This is a genomic window from Variovorax sp. UMC13, assembly GCF_014170375.1.
Taxonomy (GTDB): Bacteria; Pseudomonadota; Gammaproteobacteria; order Burkholderiales; family Burkholderiaceae_C; genus Variovorax.
Map to the genome: position 1 here is coordinate 127,037 of NZ_LZZW01000003.1, position 14,732 is coordinate 141,768.

A 14,732-nucleotide genomic window follows, 5' to 3' on the forward strand; every position below is an offset into this window, starting at 1 on the left:
CGCTCAGAGGCCGGCCAGGCGGCGCGTCATCTCGGCGGCCGGGATCGCGCGGCAGCCGCTCGCGTTCTGGCCCGACCACAGCGTGGAGAAGTCGTCGCGGCCCAGCTTCTCGGCCGCGGCCTTGAGCGGCGCGAGCGCGGCCGTGGCCAGCGGGAAGGCGGGCGGCGCATCGCTGAGCGGCCCCAGCGCATCGAGCAGGCGGTTGCGCATGCCGCGCGCCGGCCGGCCGGTGATCAGGTTGGTCAGCACCGTGTGCTCGGCCCGCGGGCTCTGCAGGGCCGCGCGGTGCAAGGCCGTGGTCGTGGCTTCGGGGCACAGCAGGTAGCTGGTGCCGACCTGTGCGCCGGCCGCGCCCAGCGCCATGGCCGCGTCCACGCCCTGCGCGTCGGCGATGCCGCCGGCCGCGATCACCGGCAGCTTCACCGCCTGCACGACCTGCGGCAGCAGCGCGAAGGTGCCGATCTGCGTGGAGAGGTCGTCGCCAAGGAAGATGCCGCGATGGCCGCCGGCCTCCAGGCCCTGCGCGATCACTGCGTCCGCACCGTGCGCCTCGAGCCAGCGCGCTTCTTCCACCGTGGTCGCCGACGACAGCATCTTGGCGCCCCAGCCCTTGACGCGCGCCATCAGCGCGGCCGAGGGCAGGCCGAAATGGAAGCTCACGACCGGCGGGCGGAAGGGCGCGATCAGCTCGGCGATGGCCTCGCTGAAGGGCGCGCGCCCGCCGCCCTCGGGGATGGTGGCGGGGTCGATGCCGTACTCGGCGTAGAAGGGCGCGAGCGCCGCGCGCCACCGGGCTTCGCGCGCGGCATCGGGCACGGGCGGCGTGTGGCAGAAGAAGTTGAGGTTCCAGGGGCGCGTGGTCTGCGCCGTGATCGCCTGTAGTTCGCTGCGCAACGTCTCTGGCGTGAGCATGGCGCAGGGCAGCGAACCCAGTCCCCCGGCGTTCGACACCGCCACCGCCATGGCGCTGCCCTGCACGCCCGCCATCGGGGCCTGGACGATCGGCAGGTCGATGCCGAAGAGCTCGCGGATGTTCATGCGTCGCTCCTTTCGAGCGTCACGAAGCTGAAGGGCAGGCCGGTGCTCGACACATGGCTTTCGCGTGCGCTCTCGCGCCAGCCATCGCCCAGCGAGGGCGCGTGCGCATCGCCCTCGAAGTCGCGTGCGATCTCGGTCACCACGGCGCGCTGCGCCAACGCCGCGGCCTCGGCATAGATCTGCGCGCCGCCGATCACCCACACCTCGGCCACGTCCGCGCACAGCGCGATCGCATGGCCCAGGTCGGTCGCTCGCTCGGCCCCCGCGGCCTGCCAGCCGGCCTGGCGCGTCAGCACGATGTTGCGCCGACCCGGCAGGGGACGGAACTTCGGCGGCAGCGAATCCCAGGTCTTGCGGCCCATCAGCACTGGGCAACCGGCCGTCATGCGCTTGAAGTGCGCCATGTCCTCGGGCAGGTGCCAGGGCAGGGCGTTGTTCTTGCCGATCACGCCGTTGGCGGCGCGTGCATAGATCAGGTTGAGGCGCATGGGCGGAGGTCTGAAGGTGGGGCGTTGGGGAGGCCCGCGGCGCTGCATCGGCAGGGCGGTCCGCGAACGTGGGAGGACGGGTGTGCGCCTGGATTATCCCCGTCGGCCGGCGTGAGGGGGCGTCAGCGCGCCGGAGCGCGGCCCCTGCCCGATGCCATGGCCTGGGCTCCGGGAGGGCGTGTTTTCAATGAATTAAATCCTTTCGATTTAATTAAATTGAAATGAGGCTATTGGTGTTTGGATTGGTGAAAGCCTGCGTTGCCGTTCTTTTTCACACTTATGCCTGTTGCGCCAATGACGGGAGAGGCCGCCCCTCTGCTGCCCGAGGCGCACGAGATCAAGGACCTGAAAGCGCTTGGCTTCTTCGACGACGACCTCGAAGTGGTGGCGCGCGCGATGGCCTGCCCGGCCGGACTGATCCTGATCACCGGGCCTACAGGCTCCGGCAAGAGCAGCACCTTGCACGCAGGACTGCGCATGCAGCACCTGATCGAGCGCAACGTGCTGACGGTGGAGGACCCGCTCGAGTACCGCGTGCCGTTGGCGGGGCAGACCGAGGTGAACCGCCGCGCGGGCTACGACTTCGGCGTCGCGCTGCGGCATTTCCTGCGCCACGACCCCGACGTGATCCTGGTGGGGGAAATGCGCGACGCCGAAACCGCCCAGGCCGCGGTCGATGCTGCGGCGACCGGCCACCTGGTGCTCTCGACGCTGCACGTGACCACGGTCTTCGGCGTGGTGCCGCGGCTGGCACCGTTCGGGCTCGTGCCACAGGTGATCGCGGAGAACCTCAAGCTGGTCATCAACCAGCGGCTGGTCCGCAAGCTCTGCAGCCATTGCAGCATCGCCGATCCCTTCTCGGATACCGAATGCACCTGGCTCGGCGTGGCACAGGGCACGCTGGGTCGGCGCCGGCTGGGCTGTGCGCGCTGCCGCAATACCGGGTTCCATGGCCGGCTGCCGCTCTACGAGCTGCTGGCCGTCGACGAACGCATGGCCAACGCCATTGCCGACGGCGCGGGGCGTGAGTCAATCCGCACGCTGGCGCAGAAGCAGGGCTTCCAGCACATCAGCCTGCTGGCCAAGCGGCGCGTGCGGCACGGACAGACCACGGTGGAAGAAGTGCGGCGTGTGATCGGCGACGAGGCCGGCATATGAGCAACTACTTCTACTACTCGATCCTGCTGCCTCATGGGCGCACGCAGAGCGGCGTCGCTGCCATTTCGGCCGAGCTCACCGTCTCGGCGGTCGCCTGGCTGGAGAAGCGGCACGACGGCATCGTGCTGAAGATCTATCGCCTGCCGCCCTGGGCCGCCCGGATCGCGCTGGTCCTGTCGCGGCTGTTCCGCTCGGCGCTCAAGCCGGTGGAGCTTGCGAGCCTGCTGCGCGATCTGGCGGTGATGAACGGCAGCGGCATCCCGATCATCGAGGCGGTGCGCGCGATCGCCGAAGACGAGGCGGGCGGGCCCGGCAAGCGGATCGCACATGTCTGCCTGCAGTTGCAGGAGGACCTCAACGCGGGCGCCTCGCTGGGCACGGCCTTCGGGCGCCAGCCCGAGGTGTTTCCCGAAACAGTGCGCAGCCTCGCGCGCATCGGCGACGAGACCGGCAAGATGGACGACATGCTGATGGAGTCGGCGCGCCACATCGATCGCGTGATCTCGCTCAAGGCCGATGCCAAGCAGGCCATGGTCTATCCCATCGTCTCCTTTCTCTCGATCTTCGGCGCCGGCGGCTTCTGGGTCGTCTATGTGCTGCCCAAGCTGGTGGGCCTGTTCAAGCAGATGAACGCCAAGCTGCCCCCGATCACCGTCGCGGTCATCCAGATGAGCGATTGGCTCAACGAGAACTGGATGCTGCTGCTGTTCGGCATCTTCGCCGCGGTGGCGAGCCTGGTGGCGATCTGGAAGTACAGCCCCGCAGTGCGGCGGCGCGTTTTCGAGCTGCTGCACCGGACGCCGGTGGTCAAGGTCATCCTGAGCTCATCGGGGCTGGCTTTCTTTTCTGAATACCTGTCGCTGTTGATCCGCTCGGGGCTGGACGTGGTCAACAGCCTCACGATCCTGCAGGGGGCACTGAAGAGCGTCTATTACCGCGAGCGCGTGCTCGCGATCCAGGCCTTCGTGGAGCGCGGCGACCGGATCTCCCAGGCGATGCGACAGGTCGGCGGCTTCCCTTCGATGATGGTCCGCATGGTCGCGGTTGGCGAGGACTCGGGCACGCTGGACCGCCAGCTGTCCTATCTCGCCGACGAGTATTCAAATCGCTTGAAACGGGCGGTCGGGATGCTGGCCGAGCTGATCAAGCCCCTGATCGTGATCCTGGCGGGCGGTGTCTTTCTCTTCTTGATCATCGCCCTGCTGTTGCCGGTCTATGACCTGGTGAAGCAGACGATGGCGGTCGCGCACTGATGAGGCATTTCAATGGGAGGCAATAAAGATGATTCGAGAACCCGTTTCACGCAGGAGAGCCCAACGCGGTGTGGCCGCGATCCTGTTGGCACTGATGGTGTTGGTCTTCACGGGGCTGTTGGCTATTTCAATGTTCCTCAAACGCGGGCAGGGCGCGCAAGACCGTGTCACGCGGGAGCAGTCGGCCAGCCTTGAATATTCCCGCAATCTGCTGGTCGGCTTCGTGATGCGCGAAGGGCGGCTCCCCTGCGTGGCGCAGGCACCCCATGGCAAGGAGGATTGTGCGGCCACCAACCCCAAGGGCTGGCTGCCCACGGGCACCTTGGATCCGGTGGCCGCTGCGCCGAACACGCAGGGCCGTCTGCCCGTGAGGTACATGGTCTACCGAGGCGCGGGCGCGGATTTGACGAGTGCGACCACGAATGAGTACATCCCCTCGGATGCCAGTGGCGCACCACTCGCGGATTACCCTGTCGTGAACAGCACCCTAGACACGTGTCGCAAGCTGTACCTCATGGAATCCCCGCCCCAAGCCGAGGGTGCGGCTTTGCCAGGGCAGGTGCCGGTGTCTGCTGCGGCCATTGCAGACACGCCTTCGAGGTGGAGCATGGCCTACGGCTTGAAGGGCACCGCCGCCGATACCAGGCAGCCTTACGTGATGCTCGGCACGGAGACAGTGAATGTGGCTTTCGGGTTGGCGGCACCTCCGGCCGGTGCGAGCACCGCTTCATCGGGCGAGAACGCCAACGTCACCAGTGCACAGATGGAAATACCTGGGCGGCGACCGGATGCGAACTATCGAGACCAGGTCTTGATCGAGGATGCCGGTGCCTTGTCCAGGACGCTGGGCTGTGCTCCCGCGCAGGCGTCGGTGGATGTGATGGCCATGGCTGCAGGCTGGCCCGCAGCGGCGGTGGCCGCGAGGGCGACGCGCATTGCAGACAACGAAGTTCTGATTGCCGTTCAATCGCTGTTTGTCGCTTCGTCCGGTGTCGCTGTACTGGAGGACACCGCAACATTGGGCGATGCGATTGCCATATCGATGCAGGCGGCGTTACTCAAGGCCATTGCATCGGCTCTCCTTGTCCTTCAACCTGGGAATCCGGCTTGGACGGAGATGCTTACGAACGCAACTACCGCAGCGACGAAGTCCACTGCAACACAGGTCATCGCGCTCGTCTCATTGGCACTGACGACCATAGATCAATTGTCGGAAGACGCCACATTAGGCGCTCATGGAGAAGCGCTGGCGGGAGCCCCCGCGCTCACCAACACCATGCTCGCCCAAGGCATTTCCGTGCCGACGGGGCGGGGCGCGGGCATGGAGGACCGCTATGTCTACCAGGACAGCAATGGCGCCCCCCATGAGTTGCAAGTGTGTTTCCAGACCGTGCAATGGTCGGTGGCCGGCACCTCCTCGGCCAGTTTTGTACCGGTCCAGCGGCACGTGATGCATCTCACCGGCATGACCGTGGAATTGGCCTTGCAGATGGACGCCATGGTCGACGGCAGCGCGGACGCGCGCTTTGGCGACTTCCGCCAGACGACCCAGGCCAGTTCGACGTCCGCCGCTGGCGTGGAGTGGCCTCCGGTTCGGACGGCGGTGGGCGACGACGCGGTCCCTGAAGTGGAGGCCTATCTGCTCTTGAATTGAGGCGGCTCAGCGGGGTGGCGCGACCGCCATCGCGAGCAGACCCATCACATGCTCTGCGATCAGTTCTTTCTCGAAAGGACTGGCCAGCGCCTCGAGCTCATCGAAGTGCCATGCGCGCAAGTAGGTGCACAGTGCCTTGCCCCCGTCACTCTGCGCATCGAGCCGGTACGCAGCGGCAGCCGGGGTGACGCGCAGCCAGCGCGTGATCAACGGCGCTGGCAGGCCGATGAGCCAGGCGGCTGTCGCCGAGGACGCGACCGCGCAGTGCTTCGTGCTGGCCGCCGCGTCCATGCTGTGTCCCGAAGCCGCATACGTCACGCATTCGCCATCGCTTGTCACCAGCAGTTGAAGCGGGTACGCCGGGTCTTCGTCTCCTGGGAGCGGGACATGATTGCCTGTGATGGCAGCGTGATGCCGCAGCCACATGAAGCGCAGGCCGCCGAGTGAGACGCTCGGGCAAGGCAGGCGAACCTCCTCAGCGTCCAGATCATCGAAGTCGTGGAGATCGAGGAGGTCTTGCACGGCGTCGGCGGATGGACCGACGCTGAAGGTGAGCGAGCAAATGCTCGCATCGACTTCGTGGATGAGTTTCACCGTTTCGCCCCTGTGTGACAGTTCTTCATCAAGAGGCAATCTGCGTGCCGGCTCGAATTCGAGCGGAGGAAATGGGCGATGCGATCGCGGTAGGTCATTGATTCTGCTGGCAATGCAAAGCGGGGGGCGTGCCTCGCGATCACGAAAAGAAGCGCAGTGGAAGCGGATGAACGTGCCTTGTTCCGTTCCGTCGTAACGTCTTTTCAGGGAACGGCGGAACGTTTCGGCAACCTCTCTTCGTTCCGGCTGCGGACGGTTGCCGCGGCGTTGAGAACAAATTCACATCGCTGCATGCCGCCGCAAAGGTGTGCGTGATCCTCATAGGAATGGTTCCGTTTTTTCCGTTCTTGAGAACCTGCTTCCCGCTAATGTCCCTCAGCGCTTCGCTCCAGAGTGGCATCTGATGACAAAGGAGCATTGCTTTTTTCGCCAGGCGGCAGTCGAGATATCCGAGGCTGCTACAGAGCCGACCCTTCAATGCCTCTTGCGCGAGGCCCACCGAGGCGGCGCTCTTTCCACGGATTTTCAGGTTCCCATCCCCATGTCCGACACGCCTTTGCATGTGCATCACTTCGATACGGATTCGCTGGAACAGAAGGACAGGTTCCGCTACTGGGCTGACAGGTTTTCGCGAAGCGTCGGCTACGCGGGGCTCGAGAGTCCCAATCGAGACGACTTTCATCAGCATCTTTCGATCCTCGAGGTGCCGGGCGTGGCTCGTTTTCAGCGACAGCAGGGCAGTGTGATCGCGGTGCGCTCGGAGCCTGGACAGGTGCAGGGCGTGGAGACCTATCCCTTCTATCTGATGCTCAAGCTGGGCAATGGCGCCACGACGGTTGCACAGGGGCGCGAGGCGCTGATCGAGACGGGGGACATGGTGCTGCTTGACGCGAGCAGGGGCATGCGGATGCTGGCGCACGAGGCGGTGAACTCGCTGGTGATCGGTCTGTCGGCGCCGCTTGTGCAGCGTTGGCTTCCCGGCGCCCACGACTCGGTGGCCCTGCGCCTCGATGGCGCCAAGGGTTGGGCCGGTGTGCTGTCGGCCTATCTGAGATCGCTCGACATCCACCAGATGGAGGGCATCGAGCGGCCTCTGGAGCGGGCGTTGATCGGCGAACACATCCTGTCGATGCTGTCTTTCACGCTGGAGCAACGTGGCCTGATGAGCGGTGGGGAGACAGTCTCTTCTCGCGATCACCTTCTGCATGGCCGGATGCGCAGCTGGATTCGAGACAACTACAGCAATCCGGCCGTCAGTGCGTCGATGTTGGCGAACGATTTCAATGTCTCCGTGCGCTATGTGCACAAGGTGTTTTCCATCGCAGGCCGCGGCGTGACGTTCAGGGATGCGCTGCAGTGCGAGCGTCTCGACGCCGCATTGCGCATGTTGCGCACGGCCGCCAATTCGAACACCTACATGGCACAGATCGCCTATCGCTGCGGATTCTCCGACGCCGCCTACTTCGGACTGGTGTTTCGCAAAGTCTTCGGCTGCACGCCCCGCGCCTACGGTCGGAGACTCTTGGGGGTGGGGCCGGAGGACGACGAGATGTCCGCGGCAGAGGTCTCCTGAGCGACAGCTCGGTCGTGGCGATGGTGCCGGTGCGCGTGACGTCGCGTCGCCCGGCAATCGTCGTTCTGCGATGGCTTTCAGGCGTCTTGGCGCCGCTGAGAAATGCCCCCGGGAGCGAACGCCGCATTCCCAGTCTGGCTGTTTTCGTTCATCATCTCGCGTTCGTCGCTGCTCGGGCAAGACAGCGCACGCCAGAAAAAGCCGATGCCATTGAAGTGTCGGTAGACGAGATCAGTCACTCAGGGAGAAGCGATGACCATCGCAGGAGAAGCAGACGCCGATACCTTTTCGGCACCGTATGGCGTTGTTCCGCGAGGGCGCGTCGTTCCGGCAAGCACCGGCCTTCCAACGCGGGAGGCGTTCGAGGAGCATGAGGCGCGAGCCGCGTGCCCCACCGTCGATTTGGGGGGCATGTCCTTCCTGCGCATTCGCGGCGGCAGCGTAGAGGCCTGCCAGCATGCGCTGATCGAGCTCAGGGAAAGGCGGAGCTTCTCGCTCCAGGTGCTTGCCGTCCAGCATGGCGAACTCACCGCCATCCAAACTTCGGGGCGCAGCCTCACGCTGGAGGCCGGCGACATGGCGCTTCTCGACGCGAGCGAGGGGCTGAACCTGCTGTCATTGCAAGCGATGGATGCCTGGGTCATCGACCTGTCGGAGCCCGTGATCGCGCGTTGGTTGCGACAGGCACCGGCTGCCACGTGTCGACTTCGGGGCGACAGCGGTTGGGCCAAGTTGTTGTCCACCTATCTGCGCACCTGGGAACTCGATTCCCTGAACGCGCTGACCAGTCGCTTTGAGAAGGAGCTCATCGGCGAGCATGTGATGTCGCTGCTCACGCTGGCATTGGCACAGGTACAAGGCGGCGTGCCGGACGATGCGCCGGTCATTTCCACGCGGGACCGAAGCGTGTACCTTCAGATGCGCCAGTGGGTGCGCGACCACCACACCGATCCCGAGATCGACGTGACCGCGGTGGCTGTGCAGTTCGGCGCGTCCACGCGTCATGTGCACCGGGTGTTCTCGAAGGCGGGGGGCGGCGAGTCGTTTCTCGACGCCGTCCGGCATGACCGCCTCGATACCGCGGCGCGGATGTTGCAGGCCGCCAAGACCGGTGCCTCAGGGCCGGTGTCGGTGGCCGAGATCGCGGTGCGTTGCGGCTTCTCCGACCCTGGCTACTTCGGTCGTGTGTTCCGCAAGAAGTACGGACACTCGCCAACAGAGTTCTCGAAAAAATTCAGTGGGCCGCTCTGATCGGGCGCCGCCGTCGAAAGGCGGCAGCCGTGTTCAGACGGCCATGGCCGCCGTCAGCGGCGCATGGTGCTCGTAGCCTTCGAGCGTGAAGTCGCTGGGCAGGACCTTCTCCAGCCACTCGGGCTCGTAGACGCCGGTGTCCTTGTAGGCCGGCACGCGCGACGAAAGCTTCAGCTGGGGCGCGGGGAAGGGTTCGCGCTTGAGCTGCTCCTGCAGCATGTCGACGTGGTTCTCGTAGATGTGCACGTCGCCAATGAAGTAGGTGAACCACTTGGGCGTGTAGCCCGTGAGCCGGCCCACCAGGTGCAGCAGCGCCGCGCCCTCGGTCAGGTTGAAGGGCGTGCCCAGGCCTACGTCGTTGCTGCGGATATAGAGGCACAGCGAGATCTCGCCCTTGGCCTTGTTCGGCAGGAACTGGTAGAGCAGGTGGCAGGGCGGCAGCGCCATCTCCTCGATCTGCGCCCAGTTCCAGCCGTGGAACAGGATCCGGCGGTCGGAGGGGTTCTCGATGATCGTGTCCAGGCACAGTCGCAGCTGGTCGACGGCCTTGTACAGCAGCACCTTGGTGCCCTCGTCGCCATCGTCGAAGGTGGCGAGCTGGCGGTAGCCGCGGGATTTGGCATCGTCGATCTGGCAGGTCTGGTTCGCGGACAGCGCCTTGTAGGCCGGCCAGTCGCGCCACTGCACGCCGTAGACCGGCCCCAGGTCGTCGGTGCCCAGGCGGTAGGGGTTCTCCAACCAGCGGGCGTTCTCGTTGGCGTTCTGGTCCCAGACCTTGCAGCCCAGTTCGCGGAACTCGGCCGCGTTGCGGGACGCGCGCAGAAAGCCCACGAGTTCGCCGATGGCCGTCTTGAAGGCCAGCTTCTTGGTCGTGACGGCCGGGAAGCCTTGCGTGAGATCGAAGCGCATCATCGCGCCCGGCAGGCTCAGCGTGCGGATGCCGGTGCGGTTCTCCTGCCAGCTGCCGTTGTCGAAGATGTCTTGGACGAGGTCGAGGTACTGTTTCATGGCTTGGCTATTCTGCAGCGAAGGCGGCTTTTGCGCTCAGGCGCTCAGGCGCGCAGCACCCGCCCCGGGTTCAGGAGGTTCTGCGGGTCGAGCCCCTTCTTGATGGCGCGCATCATGCCCAGTGCCACCGGCGACTTGTGCTTCTCGAGCTTGTGCACCTTGAGTTCGCCGATGCCGTGCTCGGCCGAGAAGGAGCCGCCGAATTTCTCGACCGCGTCGTAGACCAGCGTGTTGACGCGTTCTTCCTCGTCGCGCAGGAAGGCACGGGCATCGCCCTCGGCCGGCGCCTGCACGTTGTAGTGCAGGTTGCCGTCGCCCAGGTGGCCGAAGTTGACCAGCCGCACGCCGGGGATCTCGCGCTGCAGCAGCGCGTCGGTCTCCTGCACGAAGGCCGGGATGCGCGACACCGCGATCGAGATGTCGTGCTTGATGTTCAGGCCTTCCTCGGCCTGCGCCAAGGGAATGCTCTCGCGGATGTGCCAGAGCTGGTGCGCCTGCGAGAGGTTCTCGGCCACCACCGCGTCGGTCACGCAGCCGTCTTCGAAAGCCGTCTCGAGCAGGGCCTCGAAGCGTGCGCGTGCATGGTCCTCCGATTCGCTGTCGGAGTTCTCCAGCAGCACGCAGTAGGGCACGGCTTCGTCGTCGACGAAGGGCACGCGCAGCTGCGGCATGTGCTTGTCGACCAGGCTCAGCGCGAACTTGCCCATCACCTCGAAGCCGGTCAGGCCGGCGCCGAGCTGCTTGTGCGCCAGGCCCAGCAGCGTGACCGCGTGGTCGAGCGAGGGCACGGCGGCCCAGGCCGTGAGCTGGGCCGCGGGCAGCGGGTAGAGCTTCATGCTGGCGGCGGTGATGATGCCCAGCGTGCCTTCGCTGCCGATCAGCAGGTCGCGCAGGTCGTAGCCGGTGTTGTCCTTGCGCAGGCCGCTGGTGCCGTCCCAGATCTCGCCCTGCGCGGTGACGATTTCCAGGCCCAGGCACAGGTCGCGCGTGTTGCCGTAGCGCACCACCTGCGTGCCGCCGGCGTTGGTCGCGAGGTTGCCGCCGATGGTGCAGCTGCCCTCGGCCGCCAGGCTCAGCGGGAACAGGAGGCCGGCCTTCTCGGCCGTCTCCTGCAGGGTCTGCAGGATGCATCCGGCCTCGACCGTCATCGTGAGGTTGGCTTCGTCGATGCCGCGGATGGCGTTCATGCGCTGCAGGCTCAGCACGACCTGCGTGCCGCTGGCATCGGGAATGCCGCCCACGGCCAGGCCGGTGTTGCCGCCTTGCGGCACCAGCGAGCTGCCGGCCGCCGCGCAGGCCTTGACCACCTCGGCCACCTGCTGCACGTTGGCAGGCCGCACCACGGCCAGCGCCTTGCCGCGCGCGCGCTTGCGCCAGTCCTGTTCGTAGGCGGACAGGTCGCCGTCGGTGAGCACATGGGGGGCACCGAGGATGGCGCGCAGTTGGTCGATCAGGGCAGTGGTCATGGGATGGAAGTCTCCGGCAGGGCGGCTGCTTGCGCTGCCTGGGTCGCATGGGCGTTGCGCAGCCGCAGCCGCACGTGCAAGGCGCATGCGACGAACAGCGCCAGGCACAACAGGATCTCGATGCCGGCCAGTACGCGGCCGGTGGGCAGGGCGTCGCTCCAGGCGCGCACCACGCCCTCGGTGAAGTACAGCCAGATCATCAGGCTGACCCAGCGGTAGGTGTACATGCGGTTCTTCATCAGCCCCGCGAGCGGCACCACCAGCGGCAGCACCTTGAGCGCGAGCCACGAGCCGCCCGGGCGCAGCGGCGCGAGCCACATCTCCCAGGCCAGGCCCAGCACGATCAGGCCGACGAGGCTGCCCACGGCCAGCCAGCGGGTGGCGGCGACGGAAGAAGAAGAGACGGGCGGCGGAATGGATTTCATTGGGTAGGCGCCGCGGAACCGGCTGGGCCGGGCCGCTGGCGGCGCCCCTCGCGGGGCGGGCGCACGCGACTCGAAGTGCGCGAAGACATGGGGAGGTCCCTATGATACCGGCCATGAATCGTCGGCAATGGTGGAGGGATCTTTCGCATTTCCCGTGGCGCAACACCGCGGCCGTGCTGGGCGAGCGTTTCCGTGAAGACCGGCTCGGGCTCACGGCCAGCAGCCTGACCTTCACCACCACCATCGCGATGGTGCCCTTCTTCACGGTGGCGCTGGCGCTGTTCACGGTGTTCCCGATGTTCGCCAAGATGCAGGGTCGGCTGCAGCGCTGGCTGATCGAGAGCCTGATCCCCGACAACATCGCGCGCCAGGTGCTGGGCTACCTCAACCAGTTCGCCAGCAAGGCCAGCGGGCTGGGCATCGCGGGCCTGATCGTGCTGCTGATCACCGCCATCGCACTGATCCTCACCATCGACAAGACCCTTAACAACATCTGGCGCGTGCGCACGCCCCGGCCCTTCGCACAGCGGGTGCTGATCTACTGGGCCGCGATCACGCTCGGGCCGCTGATCCTGGCGGTCAGCCTGTCCACCACCTCCTATGTGTTCTCGGCCTCGCGCGAGGTGGTGGGCGGCGCGATGGTCAAGCTGGTGTTCGACGGCTTCGAGTTCCTGCTGCTCGCGGCCGGCATGGCTTCGCTCTACCACTACGTGCCCAACACCCACGTGCGCTGGGCGCATGCCTGGGCCGGCGGCCTGTTCGTGGCCGCGGCCATCGAGATCGCCAAGCGCGTGCTGGCCTACTACCTGAGCCTGGTGCCGACCTACTCGGTGCTCTACGGCGCCTTCGCCACCTTCCCGATCCTGCTGGTCTGGATCTACGTGGCCTGGGTCATCGTGCTGTTGGGCGCGGTCATTGCGGCCTACCTGCCCAGCCTGCTGACCGGCGTGGCGCGCCGCGGCGGCACGGCCGGCTGGCCGATGCAGCTGGCGATGGAGGTCTTGCAGCATCTGGCGCACGCCCAGGCCGAGCCGGCCCGGGGCGTGGGCGCGGTCGATCTGGTGGCGCGCATGCGCGTCGATGCGCTGCAGCTCGCGCCGGTGCTCGAGACGCTGGTGGCGCTCGACTGGATCGCGCCGCTGGACGAACAGACGGCCGACGAGAACCCGCGCTACGTCCTGCTGGCCGATCCGGCCACGCCCATGGCGCCGCTGCTCGAGGCCCTGCTGATGCCCAGGGCGGAGCCGCTCGAGGGGCTCTGGCGGGAAGGTCCCTTGCACGGCCTGCGGCTGGGCGAGGTACTGGTGCTCAGAGGCTGACCTTGCCGCGCCAGATGTCGCGGTACATCGCCCAGTCGCCCATGAAGGAATAGAGCGGCCGCTTGAAGGAGGCCGGCTCGTTCTTCTCGAAGCCGAAGTGGCCCACCCAGGCGAACGCGTAGCCCGCGAGCAGCGCGGCCAGCAGCCACCAGGGGTTCAGCGTGGCCACGGCGGCGGCGACGCAGAGCAGGGAGATCGTCGAGCCCGCGAAATGCAGCCGCCGACAGTTGCGGTCGGCGTGCTCGCTCAGGTAGAAGGGATAGAACTCGGCGAAGCTCTTGAAACGGCGGGGATCGGCGGCAGATGCCGTGCCAGTCGTGGTGCTCATGTGCGTCTCCTGGAGGCCGCCGCGCAGGGCGCGAAGGCCTTGTCCATAATAGCCACGACCTCCCGGCCGCACCATCCGGCCTTCCGATCACTCTTCGATGCATCCGTCTTGAGCGTCCGTCCCGCCACCGCCACCACATCTGCCGCCGCCGCGCCCGCCAGCGACGCGCCCTGGGTCGTGTGCCTGTGCGCCGAATGGTGCGGCACCTGCCGCGACTACCGGCCGCTGCTCGAACAGGTGGCGCGCGCCCATCCGCAGTTCCGCTTCGCCTGGGTCGACATCGAGGACCATTCGGAGATCGCCGACGTCTTCGACGTCGAGACCTTCCCGACCCTGCTGGTGGCTGGGGCCGACGGCACGCGTTTCCTCGGCCCCTTGCTGCCGCACGCCGAGACGCTCTCGCGCATGCTCGATGCGCTGCAGTCGCCCAAGCCTTCGAGCGCCGACGTCGAGCAGCTGCTCGCTGCGCTCGACCGGAAGCCCTCCGCCTTCACCGTCTGATCGGAACCTCCCCATGAACATCCTGATCTTCGGCGCCACCGGCATGGTGGGGCAGGGCGTGCTGCGCGAGTGCCTGCTGGCGCCCGACGTCGACAGCGTGGTCACGATCGGCCGCGGCGCCACCGGCCAGCAGCATCCAAAGCTGCGCGAGCTGGTGCACACGGACCTGTACGACTACGGCGCCATCGAATCGCAACTGCAGGGCTTCGACGCCTGCTTCTTCTGCCTGGGCGTGTCGTCGGCCGGCATGAAAGAAGACGCCTACCGCCGCATCACCTACGACCTCACGGTGGCCGCGGCCACGGTGCTCGCACGGCTCAACCCGGGCATGACCTTCACCTACGTGTCCGGCACTGGCACCGACAGCAGCGAGCGCGGCAGCAGCATGTGGGCGCGGGTGAAGGGCGCGACCGAGAACGCGCTGTTGCGCCTGCCCTTCAAGGCGGCCTACATGTTCCGCCCCGGCATCATCCAGCCGCTGCATGGCGCGCGTTCCAAGACGCCGCTGTACCACGCGGTCTATGTCGTGCTCTCGCCCTTGTTGAGCCTGGCCGGCCGGATCTGGCCCGACCAGCTCACGACCACCGAACGCGTGGGCCGGGCGATGCTGGCCGTGGCGCGCCACGGTGCGCCCAAGGTCTGGCTCGAGCCGAAGGACATCAACGCGCTGGCCTGA

At 66.6% G+C, this 14,732-nt stretch carries 15 protein-coding genes; 8 read left to right on the forward strand and 7 right to left on the reverse strand.

Features of this window, described 5'->3' with window-relative positions; all coding sequences use genetic code 11:
- Positions 1-3 precede the first annotated feature (3 nt).
- Both A9977_RS01410 and A9977_RS01415 read right to left on the reverse strand, forming a co-directional pair.
- Positions 4-1,038 carry a nitronate monooxygenase family protein gene (locus A9977_RS01410; RefSeq protein ID WP_183023075.1) on the reverse strand — a complete coding sequence of 345 codons (1,035 nt, stop codon included), beginning with the start codon at positions 1,036-1,038 and terminating at the stop codon, positions 4-6.
- On the reverse strand, positions 1,035-1,526 hold the full coding sequence (locus A9977_RS01415) for a dihydrofolate reductase (RefSeq protein ID WP_183023076.1): 492 nt from the start codon (positions 1,524-1,526) through the stop codon (positions 1,035-1,037). Before A9977_RS01415 ends, A9977_RS01410 begins: the two co-directional genes overlap by 4 nt.
- A 279-nt stretch (positions 1,527-1,805) precedes the next feature.
- Here A9977_RS01415 and A9977_RS01420 point away from each other — a divergent pair, with 279 nt between their 5' ends.
- Genes A9977_RS01420 through A9977_RS01430 form a run of 3 tightly spaced genes read left to right on the forward strand, consistent with a single transcriptional unit; the run spans position 1,806 to position 5,591 of the window.
- A complete protein-coding gene (locus A9977_RS01420) occupies positions 1,806-2,684 on the forward strand; it encodes a GspE/PulE family protein (protein WP_183023077.1) in 879 nt (292 codons plus the stop codon).
- Positions 2,681-3,937, forward strand: coding sequence for a type II secretion system F family protein (locus A9977_RS01425; RefSeq protein WP_183023078.1), 1,257 nt, complete (start codon positions 2,681-2,683; stop codon positions 3,935-3,937). Before A9977_RS01420 ends, A9977_RS01425 begins: the two co-directional genes overlap by 4 nt.
- A 28-nt stretch (positions 3,938-3,965) precedes the next feature.
- A complete protein-coding gene (locus A9977_RS01430; RefSeq protein ID WP_183023079.1) occupies positions 3,966-5,591 on the forward strand; it encodes a hypothetical protein in 1,626 nt (541 codons plus the stop codon).
- Between the two features lie 6 nt (positions 5,592-5,597).
- Here the strand turns inward: A9977_RS01430 and A9977_RS01435 are convergent, their stop codons facing one another.
- On the reverse strand, positions 5,598-6,185 hold the full coding sequence (locus A9977_RS01435) for a hypothetical protein (protein ID WP_183023080.1): 588 nt from the start codon (positions 6,183-6,185) through the stop codon (positions 5,598-5,600).
- A gap of 541 nt (positions 6,186-6,726) precedes the next feature.
- Between A9977_RS01435 and A9977_RS01440 the strand changes: the two genes are divergently transcribed.
- Both A9977_RS01440 and A9977_RS01445 read left to right on the forward strand, forming a co-directional pair.
- Positions 6,727-7,758, forward strand: coding sequence for an AraC family transcriptional regulator (locus A9977_RS01440; RefSeq protein ID WP_183023081.1), 1,032 nt, complete (start codon positions 6,727-6,729; stop codon positions 7,756-7,758).
- 252 nt (positions 7,759-8,010) lie between these two features.
- Positions 8,011-9,009, forward strand: coding sequence for an AraC family transcriptional regulator (locus A9977_RS01445; protein ID WP_183023082.1), 999 nt, complete (start codon positions 8,011-8,013; stop codon positions 9,007-9,009).
- A 33-nt stretch (positions 9,010-9,042) separates the two neighbouring features.
- Here A9977_RS01445 and A9977_RS01450 read toward each other — a convergent pair whose 3' ends face one another.
- Genes A9977_RS01450 through A9977_RS01460 form a run of 3 tightly spaced genes read right to left on the reverse strand, consistent with a single transcriptional unit; the run spans position 9,043 to position 11,908 of the window.
- On the reverse strand, positions 9,043-10,017 hold the full coding sequence (locus tag A9977_RS01450) for a thymidylate synthase (RefSeq protein ID WP_183023083.1): 975 nt from the start codon (positions 10,015-10,017) through the stop codon (positions 9,043-9,045).
- Positions 10,018-10,061: 44 nt separating this feature from the next.
- Complete coding sequence (locus tag A9977_RS01455; protein ID WP_183023084.1) at positions 10,062-11,483, reverse strand: FAD-binding oxidoreductase; 1,422 nt, start codon at positions 11,481-11,483, stop codon at positions 10,062-10,064.
- Positions 11,480-11,908: a DUF2069 domain-containing protein gene (locus A9977_RS01460; RefSeq protein WP_183023085.1), complete on the reverse strand. Its 429-nt coding sequence runs from the start codon at positions 11,906-11,908 to the stop codon at positions 11,480-11,482. Before A9977_RS01460 ends, A9977_RS01455 begins: the two co-directional genes overlap by 4 nt.
- A gap of 101 nt (positions 11,909-12,009) precedes the next feature.
- Between A9977_RS01460 and A9977_RS01465 the strand changes: the two genes are divergently transcribed.
- The gene (locus A9977_RS01465) at positions 12,010-13,227 is read left to right on the forward strand and encodes a YihY family inner membrane protein (RefSeq protein WP_183023086.1); all 1,218 of its coding nucleotides are present in this window, start codon (positions 12,010-12,012) and stop codon (positions 13,225-13,227) included.
- On the opposite strand, the gene A9977_RS01470 is transcribed toward A9977_RS01465, so the two are convergent.
- On the reverse strand, positions 13,217-13,555 hold the full coding sequence (locus A9977_RS01470) for a DUF962 domain-containing protein (protein WP_183023087.1): 339 nt from the start codon (positions 13,553-13,555) through the stop codon (positions 13,217-13,219). The two genes, A9977_RS01465 and A9977_RS01470, sit on opposite strands and share 11 nt — an antisense overlap.
- Before the next feature lie 108 nt (positions 13,556-13,663).
- Between A9977_RS01470 and A9977_RS01475 the strand changes: the two genes are divergently transcribed.
- A complete protein-coding gene (locus A9977_RS01475; protein WP_183023088.1) occupies positions 13,664-14,056 on the forward strand; it encodes a co-chaperone YbbN in 393 nt (130 codons plus the stop codon).
- A gap of 13 nt (positions 14,057-14,069) precedes the next feature.
- Positions 14,070-14,732 (forward strand): NAD-dependent epimerase/dehydratase family protein, encoded by a 663-nt coding sequence (locus A9977_RS01480; RefSeq protein WP_183023089.1) that lies wholly within the window; start codon positions 14,070-14,072, stop codon positions 14,730-14,732.

What these genes read in the sequence shown, in the direction of transcription:
- A9977_RS01420 (WP_183023077.1), top strand. Translation starts at nt 1,806, where the DNA reads ATGCCTGTTGCGCCAATGACGGGAGAGGCCGCCCCTCTGCTGCCCGAG.
- A9977_RS01450 (WP_183023083.1), bottom strand. Translation starts at nt 10,017, where the DNA reads ATGAAACAGTACCTCGACCTCGTCCAAGACATCTTCGACAACGGCAGC.
- A9977_RS01455 (WP_183023084.1), bottom strand. Translation starts at nt 11,483, where the DNA reads ATGACCACTGCCCTGATCGACCAACTGCGCGCCATCCTCGGTGCCCCC.
- A9977_RS01470 (WP_183023087.1), bottom strand. Translation starts at nt 13,555, where the DNA reads ATGAGCACCACGACTGGCACGGCATCTGCCGCCGATCCCCGCCGTTTC.
- A9977_RS01440 (WP_183023081.1), top strand. Translation starts at nt 6,727, where the DNA reads ATGTCCGACACGCCTTTGCATGTGCATCACTTCGATACGGATTCGCTG.
- A9977_RS01480 (WP_183023089.1), top strand. Translation starts at nt 14,070, where the DNA reads ATGAACATCCTGATCTTCGGCGCCACCGGCATGGTGGGGCAGGGCGTG.
- A9977_RS01410 (WP_183023075.1), bottom strand. Translation starts at nt 1,038, where the DNA reads ATGAACATCCGCGAGCTCTTCGGCATCGACCTGCCGATCGTCCAGGCC.
- A9977_RS01465 (WP_183023086.1), top strand. Translation starts at nt 12,010, where the DNA reads ATGATACCGGCCATGAATCGTCGGCAATGGTGGAGGGATCTTTCGCAT.
- A9977_RS01445 (WP_183023082.1), top strand. Translation starts at nt 8,011, where the DNA reads ATGACCATCGCAGGAGAAGCAGACGCCGATACCTTTTCGGCACCGTAT.
- A9977_RS01430 (WP_183023079.1), top strand. Translation starts at nt 3,966, where the DNA reads ATGATTCGAGAACCCGTTTCACGCAGGAGAGCCCAACGCGGTGTGGCC.
- A9977_RS01425 (WP_183023078.1), top strand. Translation starts at nt 2,681, where the DNA reads ATGAGCAACTACTTCTACTACTCGATCCTGCTGCCTCATGGGCGCACG.
- A9977_RS01415 (WP_183023076.1), bottom strand. Translation starts at nt 1,526, where the DNA reads ATGCGCCTCAACCTGATCTATGCACGCGCCGCCAACGGCGTGATCGGC.
- A9977_RS01460 (WP_183023085.1), bottom strand. Translation starts at nt 11,908, where the DNA reads ATGAAATCCATTCCGCCGCCCGTCTCTTCTTCTTCCGTCGCCGCCACC.